Annotated in this window: 15 protein-coding genes; 13 read left to right on the forward strand and 2 right to left on the reverse strand. The window is 66.4% G+C overall.

The genetic code is table 11. From position 1 onward, the window contains the following. Nucleotides 1-294: 294 nt before the first annotated feature. Nucleotides 295-1,155 carry a pyridoxal kinase PdxY gene (pdxY, locus tag ACP26O_RS05775; RefSeq protein ID WP_006755531.1) on the reverse strand — a complete coding sequence of 287 codons (861 nt, stop codon included), beginning with the start codon at nt 1,153-1,155 and terminating at the stop codon, nt 295-297. A 174-nt stretch (nt 1,156-1,329) separates the two neighbouring features. On the opposite strand from pdxY, the gene ACP26O_RS05780 reads away from it, so the two are divergent. Next, on the forward strand, nt 1,330-2,388 hold the full coding sequence (locus ACP26O_RS05780; RefSeq protein WP_175664017.1) for an alpha/beta fold hydrolase: 1,059 nt from the start codon (nt 1,330-1,332) through the stop codon (nt 2,386-2,388). 44 nt (nt 2,389-2,432) lie between these two features. On the opposite strand, the gene ACP26O_RS05785 is transcribed toward ACP26O_RS05780, so the two are convergent. Next, a complete protein-coding gene (locus tag ACP26O_RS05785) occupies nt 2,433-3,431 on the reverse strand; it encodes an LLM class flavin-dependent oxidoreductase (RefSeq protein ID WP_175664016.1) in 999 nt (332 codons plus the stop codon). A 647-nt stretch (nt 3,432-4,078) separates the two neighbouring features. Between ACP26O_RS05785 and hpnI the strand changes: the two genes are divergently transcribed. The 12 genes from hpnI (at nt 4,079) to astA (ending at nt 17,294) form a co-directional block, all read left to right on the forward strand. Beyond that, nucleotides 4,079-5,254, forward strand: a complete 1,176-nt coding sequence (gene hpnI, locus ACP26O_RS05790; RefSeq protein ID WP_175664015.1) for a bacteriohopanetetrol glucosamine biosynthesis glycosyltransferase HpnI — start codon at nt 4,079-4,081, stop codon at nt 5,252-5,254. A gap of 188 nt (nt 5,255-5,442) precedes the next feature. Beyond that, a complete protein-coding gene (gene hpnJ, locus ACP26O_RS05795) occupies nt 5,443-6,864 on the forward strand; it encodes a hopanoid biosynthesis associated radical SAM protein HpnJ (protein ID WP_105833831.1) in 1,422 nt (473 codons plus the stop codon). 3 nt (nt 6,865-6,867) lie between these two features. Continuing rightward, nucleotides 6,868-7,752, forward strand: coding sequence for a hopanoid biosynthesis-associated protein HpnK (hpnK, locus tag ACP26O_RS05800; protein ID WP_175664014.1), 885 nt, complete (start codon nt 6,868-6,870; stop codon nt 7,750-7,752). Next, a complete protein-coding gene (locus ACP26O_RS05805; RefSeq protein WP_175664013.1) occupies nt 7,749-8,792 on the forward strand; it encodes an HpnL family protein in 1,044 nt (347 codons plus the stop codon). Before hpnK ends, ACP26O_RS05805 begins: the two co-directional genes overlap by 4 nt. 85 nt (nt 8,793-8,877) lie before the next feature. Next, entirely contained in the window at nt 8,878-9,435 is a 558-nt protein-coding gene (locus ACP26O_RS05810; RefSeq protein ID WP_105833828.1) for a hypothetical protein, read from the forward strand. Between the two features lie 272 nt (nt 9,436-9,707). After that, a complete protein-coding gene (locus ACP26O_RS05815; RefSeq protein WP_006755250.1) occupies nt 9,708-10,397 on the forward strand; it encodes an ABC transporter permease in 690 nt (229 codons plus the stop codon). Continuing rightward, nucleotides 10,394-11,107, forward strand: coding sequence for an ABC transporter permease (locus ACP26O_RS05820; protein ID WP_175664012.1), 714 nt, complete (start codon nt 10,394-10,396; stop codon nt 11,105-11,107). The genes ACP26O_RS05815 and ACP26O_RS05820 overlap by 4 nt, the downstream gene beginning before the upstream one ends. 21 nt (nt 11,108-11,128) lie before the next feature. After that, on the forward strand, nt 11,129-11,929 hold the full coding sequence (locus tag ACP26O_RS05825) for an ABC transporter ATP-binding protein (RefSeq protein ID WP_011656393.1): 801 nt from the start codon (nt 11,129-11,131) through the stop codon (nt 11,927-11,929). A 22-nt stretch (nt 11,930-11,951) separates the two neighbouring features. Next, complete coding sequence (locus ACP26O_RS05830) at nt 11,952-12,992, forward strand: GlxA family transcriptional regulator (protein ID WP_175664011.1); 1,041 nt, start codon at nt 11,952-11,954, stop codon at nt 12,990-12,992. A 934-nt stretch (nt 12,993-13,926) separates the two neighbouring features. Further along, the gene (locus tag ACP26O_RS05835; protein WP_126227425.1) at nt 13,927-15,159 is read left to right on the forward strand and encodes an aspartate aminotransferase family protein; all 1,233 of its coding nucleotides are present in this window, start codon (nt 13,927-13,929) and stop codon (nt 15,157-15,159) included. Between the two features lie 30 nt (nt 15,160-15,189). Continuing rightward, nucleotides 15,190-16,251, forward strand: a complete 1,062-nt coding sequence (aruF, locus tag ACP26O_RS05840) for an arginine/ornithine succinyltransferase subunit alpha (RefSeq protein WP_175664010.1) — start codon at nt 15,190-15,192, stop codon at nt 16,249-16,251. Next, a complete protein-coding gene (astA, locus tag ACP26O_RS05845) occupies nt 16,248-17,294 on the forward strand; it encodes an arginine N-succinyltransferase (protein ID WP_175664009.1) in 1,047 nt (348 codons plus the stop codon). Before aruF ends, astA begins: the two co-directional genes overlap by 4 nt. Nucleotide 17,295: the final 1 nt, after the last annotated feature.

Here is a 17,295-nt window from a genome sequence, read left to right on the forward strand (position 1 = left end):
GTGGGTCAAGGAAGGGAGCCGATTGGCGGGACATGCGGGAAAAATTCGGCGCGTCCGGGCGCAGGATGCGGCTGCGCCGGTCGTGCCGTCGCGAGCATAGCGGGGAATCGGTGTCATTCATGTGAAGTCCGGAAACGTTTGCACGCACGGACCGGACAGAACCCGAACGGCATGGCGCCGGCGAGCGAACTGCGGGGGAGAGGCGAGGGCGGCAGCGCGCGCGGCACGCCGGAAAAGCGGGGGATACCGGGGGATTCGACGAGATGCGGAGGGTTCGCGGCCGATGCGGGCGCATCACGCGTCGGTCACCCACGCGCCGAACCATTCGCTCGGGCGCGCGATTTCGTCCTGCGCGGCGACGAGTTCGAGCTCGTAGCGGCGCGCGTCGTAGGTCGCCTTCACGACCGCGTGCACGGCCGCGAGCGTGTGCTCGAACGCGGCGCGCACCGAGTCGCCGCGCAGCCGGCGCGCGACGAAAATGGCGCTGGTGAGATCGCCCACGCCGACCGGATGGCGCGGAAACGCATACAGCGGGCGCTGGCCGATCCACGCTTCGGTCTCGGTGACGGCGAGCATGTTGAAACGGTCGGCCGGGCTGTTGCGGTCGTGCAGGTGCTTGACGAGGACGATCTTCGGGCCGCGGCGGATCAGCGCGCGGCACGCGTCGACGGCTTCGGCGACGGTCTCGATGCGCCGCCCGGCGAGCTTCTGCAGCTCGGTGTGGTTCGGCGACATGCCGTCGGCGAGCGCCGGCATCTCCTGGACGATGAATTCCTCGACGCCGGGTTCGGGCCGCACGCCGCCCGTCTGGCCCATCGCCGGATCGCAGAAGTACCACGCGTTCGGGTTCATCGCCTTCACCGTGCGCACGATCTCGACCGTCGCGCGCGCCTGCGGCGGCGAGCCGACGAAGCCGGACAGCACCGCGTCGCAGCGCTTGAGCGCGCCGATCGCGGCGACGCCGTCGACGAGCTGCTCCATCTTCGCGGCGTCGATCGCGCTGCCCGCCCAGTGGCCGTACTGCATGTGATTCGACAGCTGGACGGTGTTGAGCGGCCAGACGTTGACGCCGAGGCGCTGCATCGGAAACACGGCCGCGCTGTTGCCGGCGTGTCCGTAGATCACGTGCGACTGAATGCTGAGGACGTTTTTCATGAGTGTTCGCCTGCAGGCGTTTCAGGGTCACGACACACGATACCCGAGTTCGTCGCGCGCGCGGAAGTCGCACGCCCATCGAGTGTTGCGCGCCGTCGTCAGCCCGACCGCGTAGAATCGCGGGGCGCGAAGCCGCCCGGTTGCGCGCGTGTATTTCCCCTTACCGTGATCGCCATGCTCTCGATTTGCAAGATGTTGTCCCTCGCGCGCGCCGCCGTGCTCGGCGCCGGCGTCGCCGCGGCATGCGCGACCTCCGCCGTGGCCGCCGCGCCGGCGCCGGCCGGCAACGACGGACCCGCGTACGGCCCCCGCCTGGAAGGTTTCGACTATCCGGAGCCGGTGCATCACTACGCGTTCGTGTCGCAGCGCGAAACCCTCGAGATGATGTACATGGACGTGCAGCCGACGCACCCGAACGGCCGCACGGTCGTGCTGCTGCATGGGAAGAACTTCTGCGCGGCGACCTGGGAGGACACGATCGGGGTGCTGAGCCGCGCCGGCTATCGCGTGGTCGCGCCGGACCAGATCGGCTTCTGCAAGTCGTCGAAGCCCGAACGCTATCAGTACAGCTTCCAGCAGCTCGCGCGCAACACGCATGCGCTGCTCGAGTCGATCGGCGTGAAATCGGCGACGATCGTCGGCCATTCGACGGGCGGGATGCTCGCGATGCGCTATGCGCTGATGTATCCGAAGGCGACCGACCAGCTCGTGCTGGTGAACCCGATCGGCCTCGAGGACTGGAAGGCGCTCGGCGTGCCGCCGCTGCCGGTCGACTACTGGTATGCGCGCGAACAGAAGACGAACGCCGACGGCATCCGCCGCTACGAACAGGCGACCTACTACGCGGGCAAGTGGTCGCCCGCCTACGAGCGCTGGGTGCAGATGCTCGCCGGCATGTATCGCGGCCCGGGTCGCGACGCGGTCGCGTGGAATTCGGCGCTGATCTACGACATGATCCTCACCCAGCCGGTGGTCTACGAACTCGGCGCGATCCGCGTGCCGACGCTGCTGCTGATCGGCGACAAGGACACGACCGCGATCGGCAAGGAGGTGGCGCCGCCCGACGTGCACGCGAAGCTCGGCCATTACCCGGAACTCGCGAAGCGTACGCAGGCGGCGATCCCCGGCGCGCAGCTCGTCGAATTCCCGGCGCTCGGCCACGCGCCGCAGATCCAGGATCCGGACGCGTTCCACAAGGCGCTGCTCGACGGGCTGGACGCGGTGCACCCGTAGTGACGTGACGGCGGGCGCGCGCGCCGGCGGCCGCGCCCGTCCGGTCAGCGGGTTTCGTTCGCGAGTTCGTCGCGGATCTGCGCCGCCAGCTCGAACGAGCGCACCCGCGCGGCGTGATCGTAGATCTGCGCGGTGATGATCACCTCGTCCGCACCCGTCTGTGCAATCCGGTCGCGCAGCTTGTCGCGCACCGTGTCGCGCGAGCCGACGGCCGCGAACGACAGCGCGTGCGCGACGTTCGCGAGTTCGAATTCACTTGCCTCGAGCGCGTCGACCGGCGGCGGCAGCTTGCCCGGCGTGCCGCGGCGCAGGTTGATGAACTGCTGCTGCAGCGACGTGAAGAGGCGCCGCGCGTCGTCGTCGGTATCGGCCGCGAACACGTTGATGCCGACCATCGCATGCGGCTTCGGCCACGCGGCCGACGGCCGGTACTGCGCACGATAGAGTTCGAGCGCGCGCATCAGGTAATCCGGCGCGAAGTGCGACGCGAACGCGAACGGCAGCCCGAGCATCGCGGCGAGCTGCGCGCTGAACAGACTCGAACCCAGCAGCCATACGGGCACGTCCAGCCCCGCACCGGGCACCGCGCGCACGCGCTGGCCGGGCACCGGTTCCGCGAAGTAGCGCTGCAGCTCGGCGACGTCGTCCGGAAACGAGTCGGCGCTGCCGATCAGGTCGCGGCGCAGCGCGCGCGACGTGGTCTGGTCGGTGCCGGGCGCACGGCCGAGCCCGAGGTCAATGCGCCCCGGATACAGCGACGCGAGCGTGCCGAACTGTTCGGCGATCACGAGCGGCGCATGGTTCGGCAGCATGATCCCGCCCGAGCCGACGCGGATCGTCTTCGTCGCGCCCGCGACATGACCGATCACGACGGCCGTCGCCGCGCTCGCGATGCCGGGCATGTTGTGATGTTCGGCGAGCCAGTAGCGCCGGTAACCGAGGCGCTCCGCATGCTGCGCGAGATCGACGGTGTTGCGGAAAGCCTGCGCGGCGTCCGCGCCGGAGGGAATAGGGGCGAGATCGAGTACGGAAAACGGAATCATCGGTGGCCTTCTAAAGGGAGGGGCGCGGTGATGCGCGTGCGCAACAGATGTCGACGATTTTGCCAAAGGGTTCCGGAACGCGCTGGCGACGCACGGATACCCATGCGCCTTTCAGGGGTGCAAGGTTGCATAGGATGGGAGGTCGCGATCGTTGCATAAATCAATTCAATCCCCAAATAATGACCAAACTTTACGGGGATTGGATATGTCTTCGCATCGACATACAAAATTCCACGAAACGTCTGATTTTCAAGACTGCAATACGCCTGCAAAGTGCTTACGCTAGCGTGAACGTAGTGGCACCCGAATGGTTTGCCGATCGCACAGCTTTGCCGAAATCGCACAAGTCCGTTTCGCGCGCCGTCACGCGCGGGCCGACTTGCGCTGCTAAAATCCGGCGCCTGTTCATGTTGTGCCGATGTTCGCCATTCGAATCTTCCCGCATCCCGTCCGGGCATCGCGCGGAAATGTGCCACGCGAAGCCGGTGCCGGTCGCATTCGGGGAATGGGCCGAGCCTCGCCATTACAGACGCTGCTGGAACAAGGAGTCGGGTCGTGCCCGCGTTCGTTGCTGTCGGAATACCCAATCGCGTTCAACCAGGTTCAATCGATCGGCACGGCGCCCGCGTCGCCGGGGAGGCGCGCGCATGACGCCGATCGTCACGCTGCTCGACTGGCTCCTGCTCGCATTCACGCTGGCTGCGTCCGGCTACGCGCTCGCCGCGGCCTTCGCGCCGCGCCCGCGCACGCCGCGCACCGCGGCGCGCGACGGCTTCGCGCCCGTCAGCGTGCTCAAGCCGCTGTGCGGCGCGGAGCCGCACCTGTACGAGAACCTCGCGACGTTCTGCGAGCAGCGCCATCCGCGCCATGAAGTGCTGTTCGGCGTCGCGTCGGCGGCCGATCCGGCCGTCGCCGTCGTCGAGCGCTTGCGCGCCGACTATCCGGAGTGCGACATCACGCTCGTGGTCGACGCGCGCGTGCACGGCAAGAACCTGAAGGTCAGCAACCTGATCAATCTGGCCGAACGCGCGAAGTACGGCCGCATCGTGATCGCGGACAGCGACATCGCGGTGAAGCCCGACTATCTGGAACGCGTGACCGCGCCGCTCGCCGACGCGTCGGTCGGGGTCGTCACGTGTCTGTATCATGCGCGCAGCGTCGGCGGGTTCTGGACGCGGATCGGCGCGCAGTTCGTCGATGCGTGGTTCGCGCCGTCGGTGCGGATCGCGCACCTGGGCCGCTCGAGCCACTTCGGCTTCGGCGCGACACTTGCGCTGACGCGCGACACGCTCGACCGGATCGGCGGCTTGCTCGCGCTGAAGGACGAGCTGGCCGACGATTTCTGGCTCGCCGAACTGCCGCGCCGCCTCGGGCGACGCACCGTGCTGTCGGAGGTCGAGGTCGCGACCGACGTGATCGAACCGTCGTTCGGGCCGCTCTGGCACCGCGAGACGCGCTGGCTGCGCACGATCCGTTCGCTGAACCCGGCCGGCTTCACGTTCCTGTTCATCACGTTTACCGCGCCGTGGCTCGCGATCGGCGCGGCGCTCGCGCTGCGTCTCGACGGCACCTTCGCCGGCACGCTGGCGGGGGGCGCGGCCATCGTGGGCACGTTCGGGCGGCTGGTGCTGCACGCGCGCGGCGAGGACGGCTGGCGCGCGTTCTGGCGCGATCTGCCGCTCGTCGCGGTGCGCGACACGCTGCTCACGCTCGAATGGCTCGCGGCCGCGTTCGGCACGCACGTCGTGTGGCGCGGCGCGCGGATGACGGTCGTCGGCGGCGAGCGCGCGACGGCGGCGGTGGAAGGCGGGGACGGCCGCTAACGCACGTTGCCCGAGGGAGCGGCCGTGCGCGCGTTCCCCGATCGAATTCGGCCTGAGGGCCGAGAACGCGCCGCGCGGCCACGCCGCGCGACGCGACATGATAGAGCGGCGGGCGCCGGCACGGCGGCCCGCGGGTTATTGACTGAATCGTTGAAACGAATCGAACTATGCAGGCTACCGGAGCAATCATGAAAACGCTGTTCTTGCAGGCCCCTTCGTATGACGGCTTCGACGGCGGAGCCGGCTCGCGCTATCAGGCGAAGCGCGAAATCCGTTCCTTCTGGTACCCGACGTGGCTCGCGCAGCCCGCCGCGCTCGTGCCGGGCAGCCGCGTCGTCGACGCACCGGCCGACGGGCTGTCGGTCGAGGAAACGCTGAAGATCGCCAACGACTACGACCTCGTGATCATCCACACGAGCACGCCGTCGTTCCCGACCGACGCGATGTTCGCGCAGGACCTGAAGAAGATGAAGCCGTCGATGCTGGTCGGCATGGTCGGCGCGAAGGTGATGGTCGATCCGCACAACTCGCTCACGGCGAGCGACGCCATCGACTTCGTGTGCCGCGAGGAATTCGACTTCACCTGCAAGGAAATCGCCGAGGGCCGGCCGTTCTCGCAGATCAAGGGCTTGAGCTGGCGCGCGAAGGACGGCTCGATCGAGCACAACGAAGCGCGTCCGATCCTCGAGAACATGGACGAGCTGCCGTTCGTCGCGCCCGTCTACAAGCGCGACCTGAAGATCGACAACTACTTCATCGGCTACCTCAACTATCCGTACGTATCGATCTACACGGGCCGCGGCTGCAAGTCGCGCTGCACGTTCTGCCTGTGGCCGCAGACGGTCAGCGGCCATCGCTACCGCACGCGCTCGGTCGAGAACGTGCTCGCGGAAGCAAAGTGGATCCGCGACAACATGCCGGAAGTGAAGGAACTGATGTTCGACGACGACACCTTCACCGACGACCTGCCGCGCGCTGAAGCCATCGCGATCGGCCTGGGCAAGCTCGGCATCACGTGGTCGTGCAACGCGAAGGCGAACGTGCCGTACAAGACGCTGAAGGTCATGAAGGAGAACGGCCTGCGCCTGCTGCTGGTCGGCTTCGAATCCGGCGACGACCAGATCCTCGTGAACATCAAGAAGGGCGTGCGCACCGATTTCGCGCGCCGCTTCAGCGCGGACTGCAAGAAGCTCGGCATCAAGATCCACGGCACCTTCATCCTCGGCCTGCCGGGCGAGACGCAGGAAACCATCAAGAAGACGATCGAGTACGCGAAGGAAATCAATCCGCACACGATCCAGGTGTCGCTCGCCGCGCCGTATCCGGGCACGACGCTGTACAAGCAGGCCGTCGAGAACGGCTGGATGGAAGAGAACAAGACCATCAACCTGGTCAGCAAGGAAGGCGTGCAGCTCGCGGCGATCGGCTATGCGCACCTGTCGCGCGACGAGATCTATCACCAGCTCGAGCAGTTCTATCGTCAGTTCTACTTCCGTCCGTCGAAGATCTGGGAGATCGTCCGCGAGATGCTGACGAGCTGGGACATGATGAAGCGCCGTCTGCGCGAAGGCGTCGAGTTCTTCCGCTTCCTGCGCGCGCACGAGGCCTGATTCGTGACGACGCAGCGGGCGGCGCGGGCGCTGATCTTCACCGCGGACGACTTCGGGCTGCATCCGCGCGTCAACGCGGCGGTCGAGCGCGCGCATCGCGACGGCGTGCTGAACGCCGCGAGCCTGATGGTCGGTGCGCCCGCGGCGCACGATGCGATCGAACGCGCGCGGCGGCTGCCGTCGCTCGCGGTCGGCCTGCATCTCGTCCTCGCGGACGGGCCGGCCATGCTGCCCGCGCATGAGATCCCCGCGCTCGTCGGCCCCGACGGGCGGTTCGGCGACGCGATGGCGAAGGACGGCTGCCGCTTCTTCTTCCTGCCGCACGTTCGTGCGCAACTGCGCCGCGAGATCCGCGCGCAGTTCGACGCGTTCGCGGCGAGCGGCCTGCCGCTCGATCACGTGAACGCGCACAAGCATTTCCACCTGCATCCGACCGTGCTGTCGCTGATCATCGAGATCGGCCGCGACTACGGGTTGCGCGCGGTGCGGCTGCCGTATGAAACGAGCGCGCCCGCGCTGCTCAAGCCGTGGATCGCGCTGGTGCGCGCCCGGCTCGATCGCGCGGGGCTCGCGCACAACGACTACGTGGTCGGGATCGCGCATACGGGCGCGATGGACGAGCGCGTGCTGCTCGACGCGCTCGCGGCGCTGCCGCCCGGTGTCGGCGAGATCTACTGTCATCCGGCCGAGGCCGGCGACGGCCCGATCACGCCGACGATGGCCGATTACCGCCCGGTCGACGAACTCGACGCGCTGCTGTCGCCGCGCGTCGCGGCCGCGCTGAAGGCGGCCGACGTCGCGACCGGCGGGTTTGCGGACGTATTCGGCCAGCCCGCGATGCGCCGCGGCACGCGTGCGTCGCGCGAAGCGGGGGCGCGGCCGTCATGACCCGGTGGATCAAATGGCTCGGCTGGCCGATCGGCATCGGGATCCTGCTCGCGCTGGGGCTGCACGAAGGCATCGGCGACGTGTCGCGGATGCTCGAGCGCGCCGGCTTCACGCTGCTGTGGCTCGTGCCGTTCCACGCGCTGCCGCTGCTGCTCGACGCGTATGCGTGGCATCAGCTGCTCGACCGGCGCGCGTCGCTGCCATTTTTGTGGTGGATCGCGACCGTGCGCGAAGCCGTGAACCGGCTGCTGCCCGTGGTCGGGATCGGCGGCGAGCTGGTCGGGATCCGGATCGCGCGCTGGCAGGTGCCCGACGCGAGCCGCGTGACCGCGTCGGTGATCGTCGAGGTGCTGGTGACGATCGTCGTCCAGTATGCGTTCGCGGCGCTCGGCCTCGTGCTGCTGCTCGCGACCACGCACGACATGGGCGGCGGCACGATCGGCCTGGCGCTGCTGCTGACGCTGCCGTTGCCGGTGCTCGGCGTGGTGCTGATGCGGCGCGGCGGAATCTTCCACGCGATCGAGCGCTTCGCGGGGCGTCTGCTCGGCGATTCGCACCGGTTGCTGCAGGGCGTCGACGGCCGCCGGCTCGATGCCGACATCGACGCGCTGATGTCGCGCACGGCGCTGCTGTTCAGTGCGTTCTTCTGGCAACTGGCCGGCTACGTGCTCGGCGCGCTCGAAATTTACTGGGCGCTCGCGCTGCTCGGGCATCCGGTCTCGATCGGCGGCGCGATCGCGATCGAGGCGATGACGCAGGCCGTGCGCCATGCGGCGTTCATGGTGCCGGGCGGCCTCGGCGTGCAGGAGGCGACCGTCGTGCTGCTCGCGCAGATGTTCGGCGTCGATCGCGAGACGGCGCTGTCGCTCGCGCTGGTCAAGCGCGGCCGCGAGGTGCTGTTCGGCTGCGTGGCGCTCGGTTCGTGGCAGCTTGCCGAACTCGTGCGCACGCGCCGCCACATCCGTGGGGTGTCGGCCGGGTCGGATGATGCACCGCACGCGCGCCGCGAGTCCGACGCGCACACCGAAACGACGCACTGAACACGGGACGGACCGCGCCCGTCTCGCGCTTTTGGCGTTGCGCGGGTATCCTTGGCGCGTGTTTTCTCGACGCGCAATTCCTCAGATGATTTTTCGTTTCCGGCTGCTCCCCGTCACGATGCTGGCCGCCGCGCTGGCGCTTGCCGGCTGCGATGACAAGCAAGGCAATCTCGACGTGCAACGCATCAGGGACTTTTTCACCGCGATCAAGCCGGCGCCGCTGCTGCTCAAGGGGTTGAAGGTCGGCGTATCGACCGAAGCCGACGTGCGCGGCACGATGGGCAAGCCCGACACCGAGCGCACCTTCACCGATGGCTCCAAGCGTCTCGAATATCCGCGTGGCCCGATGGGCAATCAGACCTGGTTCGTCGATCTCGACGCGAGCGGGCACTACGCGGGCGCCACACAGGTGCTGACCGCCGAGAACTTCGCGAAGGTGCGCCCCGGGATGGACGAGGACGAGGTGCGGCGCCTGCTCGGCAAGCCGGGCGACATCGCGCAATATCCCCTCAAGCCCGAGACGGTGTGGAGCTGGCGCTGGCTCGAGGATGGCGTGAACACCGACGCGTTCTTCAACGTCCATTTCGGCCCGGACGGGCTCGTCTATACGACTTCGCGCTCCGATATCCTGAAGGGGCACTGAACCCGCCTTCCGGCGCCGCTGCTATATCGAAAAAGCGACCGGAAAATTGCAAAAAGCCCGCTTCCCTGCGTGTCATCCGACTGTCAGGAAGCGGGTTTTTTCCTTTTGAAACAGGGGCGTAGGCCGCGCCTGCAAATGATCGAGCGAATTGTTGCGCTGCAACAGTCGCGCGCACGGTGATTTGAGGCAATCATTTTCGCTTGCGACTATCCGCGTCAGCCCGGCGCGACAGAAGTTTGCGTGCCGGTGTTCATTCAACACTGGAGACGCGCGTGTTCCTTTACGGCTTTGGTCCCGTCCTCTGGGCCGGCACCGTGCAGACCATCGAGCTGTCGGTGCTGTCGCTCGCTGCCGCGGTGGCGCTGGGACTGATCGGCGCGGTGGCGAAGCTGTCGCACAACCGGGTGCTGCGAGCGATCGCGACCGGTTATACGACGCTGATCCGCTCGGTGCCCGATCTTGTCCTGATGCTGCTGTTGTTCTACAGCATTCAGATCTGGCTGAACCAGTTCACCGACCTCGTCGGCTGGGAGCAGATCGATATCGATCCGTTCGTCGCCGGCGTGCTGACGCTCGGCTTCATCTACGGTGCGTACTTCACCGAGACGTTTCGCGGCGCGTTCCTGTCGGTGCCGCGCGGCCAGCTCGAGGCCGGCGCGGCGTACGGGATGAGCGGGATGCGCGTGTTCGTGCGGATCATGTTTCCGCAGATGATGCGCTTCGCGCTGCCGGGCATCGGCAACAACTGGCAGGTGCTCGTGAAGGCGACCGCGCTGGTGTCGATCATCGGCCTCGCGGACGTCGTGAAGGCCGCGCAGGACGCCGGCAAGAGCACGTTCAACATGTTCTTCTTCATCCTCATCGCGGCGCTGATCTACCTCGCGATCACGACCGTCTCCAACCTCGTGCTGATCCAGCTCGAGAAGCGTTATTCCATGGGCGTGCGCCACGCAGAACTATGATCGAGATCCTCCAGGAATTCGGCCGGGCGTTCCTTTACTGGGACGGCCAGCGCCTCTCCGGCCTTGCGGTGACGCTGTGGCTGCTCGTCGCGTCGATTTCGCTCGGCTTCGTGTGCGCGGTGCCGCTTGCGGTCGCGCGCGTGTCGAAGAAGAAGTGGCTGTCGATGCCGGTGCGGTTCTACACGTACGTGTTCCGCGGCACGCCGCTCTACGTGCAGTTGCTGCTGATGTACACGGGCATGTACAGCCTCGAGTTCGTGCGTTCGCACTCGCTGCTCGACGCGTTCTTCAGGAGCGGCTTCAACTGCGCGATTCTCGCGTTCGCGATGAACACCTGCGCGTACACGACCGAGATCTTCGCCGGCGCGATTCGTGCGATTCCGCACGGCGAGGTCGAGGCGGCGCGTGCGTACGGGATGACGCCGTTCACGATGTACCGCCGGGTGATCCTGCCGTCGGCGCTGCGCCGCGCGCTGCCGCTGTACAGCAACGAGGTGATCCTGATGCTGCACGCGACCACCGTGGCGTTCACGGCGACCGTGCCCGACATCCTGAAGGTCGCGCGCGACGCCAATTCCGCGACCTACATGGCGTTCCAGTCGTTCGGGATCGCCGCGCTGATCTATCTTGCGGTATCGTTCGCACTCGTCGCGGCATTTCGCCGGGCGGAGCGCCACTGGCTCGCGTATCTCGCGGCCGGCCGTCATTGATTTCACTTCGAGGAGAGCCAGTTGGCCGAGATCACTCAAACGAGCGCGTCCGCTTCCACCAAGCTTGCCGCGGTCGACATTCACAAGCGCTATGGCGATAACGAGGTGCTCAAGGGCGTGTCGCTGAACGCGAAGGCCGGCGACGTCATCAGCATCATCGGCGCGAGCGGGTCGGGCAAGAGCACGTTCCTGCGCTGCATCAATTTTCTCGAGCGGCCGAATGCGGGGCAGATCGTCGTCGACGGCGAGACCGTGCGCACGAAGCCCGACCGCGCCGGCGCGCTCGAGGTTGCCGATCACAAGCAGTTGCAGCGCATCCGCACGAAGCTCGCGATGGTGTTCCAGCACTTCAATCTGTGGGCGCACATGAACGTGCTCGAGAACGTGATGGAAGCGCCGGTGCACGTGCTCGGCATTTCGAAGCGGGAAGCCGAGGAGCGTGCACGTGCGTACCTGGAGAAGGTCGGGCTGGCGCCGCGTGTCGAGAAGCAGTATCCGTCGCATCTGTCGGGCGGCCAGCAGCAGCGTGTCGCGATTGCGCGTGCGCTCGCGATGCATCCGGACGTGATGTTGTTCGACGAGCCGACGTCGGCGCTCGATCCGGAGCTCGTCGGTGAAGTGCTGAAGGTGATGCAGAAGCTGGCCGAGGAAGGCCGCACGATGATCGTCGTCACGCACGAGATGGGTTTTGCGCGCAACGTGTCGAACCACGTGATGTTCCTGCATCAGGGGCGGACCGAGGAAGAGGGCGATCCGAAGGAGGTGCTGGTGCGTCCGCAGAGCGAGCGTCTGAAGCAGTTCCTGTCGGGCAGCCTCAAGTAACGCGACGGGCGGGTTTTCATACGTGGTACCGGTGACTCGTCCCGCAGGCGCCACCCGCACGACGCAGGTGGCGATCGTTGCATTGCCGCCCGTGTCGATGTCGGGTGTGGGGCCGATCGTCGATGCGTTGAATCTCGCGAACGAGATCGACGGGCGCTTGCTGTATCGCTGGCAGGTGTGTTCGTGGGACGGGCGGCCCGTGCCGCTCGCCGGCGGCGCGCAGTGGCATGCCGATGCGGCGTTCAACGATGCTGTCGCGTGCGACTGGCTGATCGTCGTGTCGGAGCGGTTTCAGCAGTTTGCCGACTACCGGTTGTTTCTCGCGAGTCTCGCGCGCATTGGGCAGCGCACGCCGGTCGTCACGGGGATTCACCACGGCGTGTGGTGGCTCGCGATGGCCGGGCAGCTTTCCGGGTATCGGGTTAGCGTGAACTGGGAGACGTATCAGCAGTTCGCCGAGCAGTTCGAGCGGTCGATCGTCACGCAGCAGATCTTCGAGATCGATCGCGATCGGGCGACCTGTGCCGGTGGGCAGGCTACTGTCGATTTCATGCTGGCCATGATTGGCCGCGAACATGGGGCGGATCTCGCGGAGCGGATTGCCGATGCGCTCGGCGCCGGGACTCTGAGGAGTGGTGAGGAGCGCCAACGGATTCCTTTTGTTACCGCGCCCGGTGAGCGACATCCTCGGTTGAATGATGCTTTGCTTTTGATGGAAGCCAATATCGAGGATCCTTTGACTACCGATGAGATTGCCGGGCTGGTGGGCGTTTCACGCCGGCAGCTCGAGCGGCTCTTTCGACAGTATCTCGGGGCCATGCCCTCCAAGTATTACCTCAATCTTCGACTGCTCAAGGCGCGCACTCAGTTGCAGCGGACCAGTAAGTCGGTCGTTCAAGTCAGTCTCGCCTGTGGGTTCTCTTCTGCTGCGCATTTTTCTAATGCGTATCGGGAGCGGTTTGGGGTTACGCCTCGGGAAGATCGGCGGGCATGGCTCGAGAAGCAGACTGGGGGCGGGAGTGAGCCTCGGGGGGGGGCGCTCGTTGAGCGGCGGAAGGATTAAGGGCTGGGTTTTTGGTGGTGCGCTTAGGTTTTCGTGAAGCACCTGCAATCGTGTCGGTCTATTAGCGTCGCCCCTGCGCGGGGCGGCGGTTACTTTTCTTTGTCTTGCCAAAGAAAAGTAACCAAAAGAAAGGCGCTCAGACAACGCATGACTTCCCGGTGCCATAGCCAGCAGAGTGGCCCTCGCCTAAGTGTCGGCGCAAGTTGGGAACCCGGAGTGGTTCGAGCAAGCGGTCTGACACCCCTCACCACCCCGCGGAGCGGTATACCGCCCGCTAGCTCCGTCCTCGCTTCGCTCGGCCGATAGGTCCACTTCCTCCTTCTCAGCGCAATCTCGATTGGCTAACGCAATCGTCGCCCAGAGCACATGCATGCAATTAATGAAATCCCCGTTGCTCTAGGCGGACATGGACTGATTGGGGGACCTGATTAGTGGGGCGGGTGCGGAATGCGCAGGCGTGTGAATTGCGGTGAAGTACCTTGCAGCCGAGCGAAGCGAGGATGGAGCTAGCGGGCGGTATACCGCTCCGCGGGGTGGTGAGGGGTGTCAGAACTATTGCTCGAACCACTCCGGGTTCTTTACTGGCGCGGACACTTAGGCGAGTGCCACTATGTTGGCCATGGCACCGGGAGGTCATGCGCTGTCTGAGCGCCTTTCTTTTGGTTACTTTTCTTTGGCAAGACAAAGAAAAGTAACCGCCGCCCCGCGCAGGGGCGACGCTAATAGACCGACACGATTGCGGGTGCTTCACGAAAACGCGGGCGCACCACCAAACACAGATGCACCGAACGAAGGAACCCCCACCGCAAAAGAGTCAAAATAAAGCGAGGAAGCCGCTTCCGATAGAACCCGTCGCAAATCCGCAAGACGCTTGCGTCACCCTTACCTAAACTTGATCCTGTTGAACCCTCTTACGAAACCGAAAGGAACGACCATGACGACCTCGACCGTGACCCGCCAGACATTCGACGAAGTGATGGTGCCGGTATTCTCCCCCGCGCCGTTCGTGCCGGACCGTGCAGAGGGCTCCCGCGTGTGGGACACGGCCGGCCGCGAATACGTGGATTTCGCGTGCGGCATCGCGGTGACGTCGCTGGGTCACGGCCACCCGGAACTGCTGAAAGTCCTGGACGAACAAGGCCGCAAGCTCTGGCACATCGGCAACGGCTACACGAACGAACCGGTGCTGCGCCTCGCGAAACGCCTCGAATCGCTGACCTTCGCCGACCGCGCATTCTTCGCGAATTCGGGCGCGGAAGCGAACGAAGCCGCGCTGAAGCTCGCGCGCCGCGTCGCCTTCGACCGCCACGGCGCCGACAAATACGAAATCGTGTCGTTCGTCCAGTCGTTCCACGGCCGCACGTTCTTCACGGTCAGCGTCGGCGGCCAGCCGAAATACTCGGAAGGCTTCGGCCCGGTGCCGGCCGGCATCAAGCACCTGCCGTTCAACGACATCGAAGCCGCCAAGGCCGCGATCGGCCCGCAAACCTGCGCGGTGATCGTCGAGCCGGTGCAGGGCGAAGGCGGCGTGATCCCGGCCGATCCGGCCTTCCTGAAAGCACTGCGCGAAGCCTGCGACGCGCACGACGCAGTGCTGATCTTCGACGAAGTGCAAACGGGCGTCGGCCGCACGGGCCAGTTCTACGCATACATGGACACGGGCGTCACGCCGGACATCCTCACGACCGCGAAGGCGCTCGGTAACGGCTTCCCGATCGGCGCGATGCTGACGACGAACGAACTGGCCGCCCACTTCAAGGTCGGCGTGCACGGCACGACGTACGGCGGCAACCCGCTCGCATCGGCAATCGCCGACAAGGTCGTCGAACTGATCGGCGACCCGGCTCTCCTCGAAGGCGTGCGCGAACGCAGCGTGCGACTGAAGGGCGCGCTCGAACGCATCAACGCACGCTTCGGCATCTTCAAGGACATCCGCGGCAAGGGCCTGCTGGTCGGCGCGGAACTGACCGCCGCCTTCGACGGCCGCGCGAAGGACTTCGTCACCGCCGCCGCCGAGAACGGTCTGATCATGCTGATCGCAGGCCCGAACGTGCTGCGTTTCGTGCCGTCGCTCGTGATTCCGTTCGACCTGCTCGACGAAGGCATGAAGCGCTTCGAGAAGGCAGTCGAACAGGTGCTCGCGGCCCAGGAAGCCACCGCGCGCTGATCGGCGCACCCATCGCAGACAGGAACGACGATGCTATTTGTTCGCCCTGGCAAACTCACGGATCTGGATGCGCTCGCGCACATGGCGCGCACCGCGCAGCCGGTCCTGCACTCGCTGCCGCATGACCGCGCGGCGCTCGAAGCGCGCGTGGCGCTCTCCGAGGATTCGTTTCGCGCGGACGTCGACTTCGCCGGCGAAGAGTTCTACCTCTTCGTGCTGGAAGACTCCTCGACGGGCAAGCTGCTCGGCACGGCGAGCATCGTGGCCGCGGCCGGCTACTCGGAACCGTTCTACGCGTTCCGCAACGACGCCCTGATCCACGCGTCGCGCGAGCTGCACGTGAACCGCAAGATCCACGCGCTCACGATGTCGCACGAGCTGACCGGCAAGAGCCGGCTGGCGGGCTTCTACGTCGATCCGTCGCTGCGCGGCGACGCGGCCGCGCACCTGATCTCGCGTGCCCGGATGATGTACATCGCCGCGAACCGCCGCCGCTTCACGCCGGAAGTGTTCACGCTGCTGCTCGGCGTGAGCGACAACACGGGCGCATCGCCGTTCTGGGAAGCAGTGGGCCGCAAGTTCTTCGGCCGCGACTTCACCGACGTCGACATCGCATCGGGCGGCCGCAGCCGCACGTTCATCGCGGAAGTGATGCCGGCCTATCCGCTCTACGTGCCGCTGCTGCCGGAAGCCGCGCAGCGCGTGCTCGGCGAGCCGAACGAAACGGCGCTGCTCGCGTACGACATCCATCTCGAGGAAGGCTTCGAGCCGGACCGCTTCGTCGACATCTTCGACGCGGGCCCCGTGCTGACCGCGCAGGTCGACCGCATCGCATGCGTGAAGCACGCCGCGGAGCGCACCGTGCGCGAAGCCGCGCGGCAGCAGGGTGACGCTGCGTACATGGTGTCGACGGGCAGCGGCGAATCGTTCCGCTGCGTGCTGGCCGACCTGCCGGACGACGATGCGCACGGCGACCTGGCGCCGCTGTCCGGCGACGTGCGCGCGGCGCTCGATGTGAAGGATGGCGATGTCGTGCGCTGCGTGCCGCTGCACCGCCGCGACGATGAAGAAACGAAGGGAGGCGCAGCATGATCGTCGTTCGGGTCGTACAAACGGGCGACGTCGACGCGCTCGTGTCGCTCGCGCAGGAAACCGGGCCGGGCCTGACCACGTTCAAGCCCGACCGCGACGCGCTCGCCGCGCGCATCGAACGCTCGCGCCGCACGCTCGAGGGCAACGCCGCGCCTGGCGAAGCCGGCTACTTCTTCGTGATGGAAGAATCGAAGACGGGCGACATCGCGGGCGTGTGCGGGATCGAGACGCAGGTCGGCCTCGAACAGCCGTTCTACAACTATCGCGTGAGCACGGTCGTGCACGCGAGCCAGGAGCTCGGCGTGTGGACGCGGATGTCCGCGCTCAATATCTCGCACGACCTGACGGGCTACGCGGAAGTGTGCTCGCTGTTCCTGAGCCCGCGCTATCGCACGGGCGGTGTCGGCGGCCTGCTGTCGCGCTCGCGCTTCATGTTCATCGCGCAGTTCCGCGACCGGTTCCCGGAACGCATCTGCGCGGAACTGCGCGGCCACTTCGACGAAGACGGCACGTCGCCGTTCTGGCGCGCGGTCGGTTCGCACTTCTACCAGATCGATTTCAATGCGGCGGACTACCTGAGCTCGCACGGCCGCAAGTCGTTCCTCGCGGAACTGATGCCGCGCTATCCGGTGTACGTCGACCTGCTGCCGCAGGACGCGCAGGACGCGGTCGGCCTCACGCACCGCGACACGCTGCCGGCGCGCAAGATGCTCGAGGCGGAAGGGCTGCGTTATCAGAACCACGTCGACATCTTCGACGCGGGCCCGGTGCTCGAATGCCACATCAACGACCTGCGCACGGTGCGCGAGAGCGTGGTCGTGCCGGTCACGATCGGCGAGCCGGACACCGGTGACGACGCGCGGGGCGACCGTTCGCCGAAGTCGCTCGTGTCGAACACGTCGCTGAACGATTTCCGCGTCGGCGTCGCGCCGGGCGTGGTCGCGAACGGTACGTTCGTGCTGTCGGCCGACGATGCCGTCGCGCTCGACGTGAAGGCCGGCGATCCGGTGCGCGTGCTGCCGCTCAAAGTCAAACAGGGATAAA

Source organism: Burkholderia sp. R-40 (assembly GCF_049942845.1).
GTDB lineage: Bacteria > Pseudomonadota > Gammaproteobacteria > Burkholderiales > Burkholderiaceae > Burkholderia > Burkholderia ambifaria.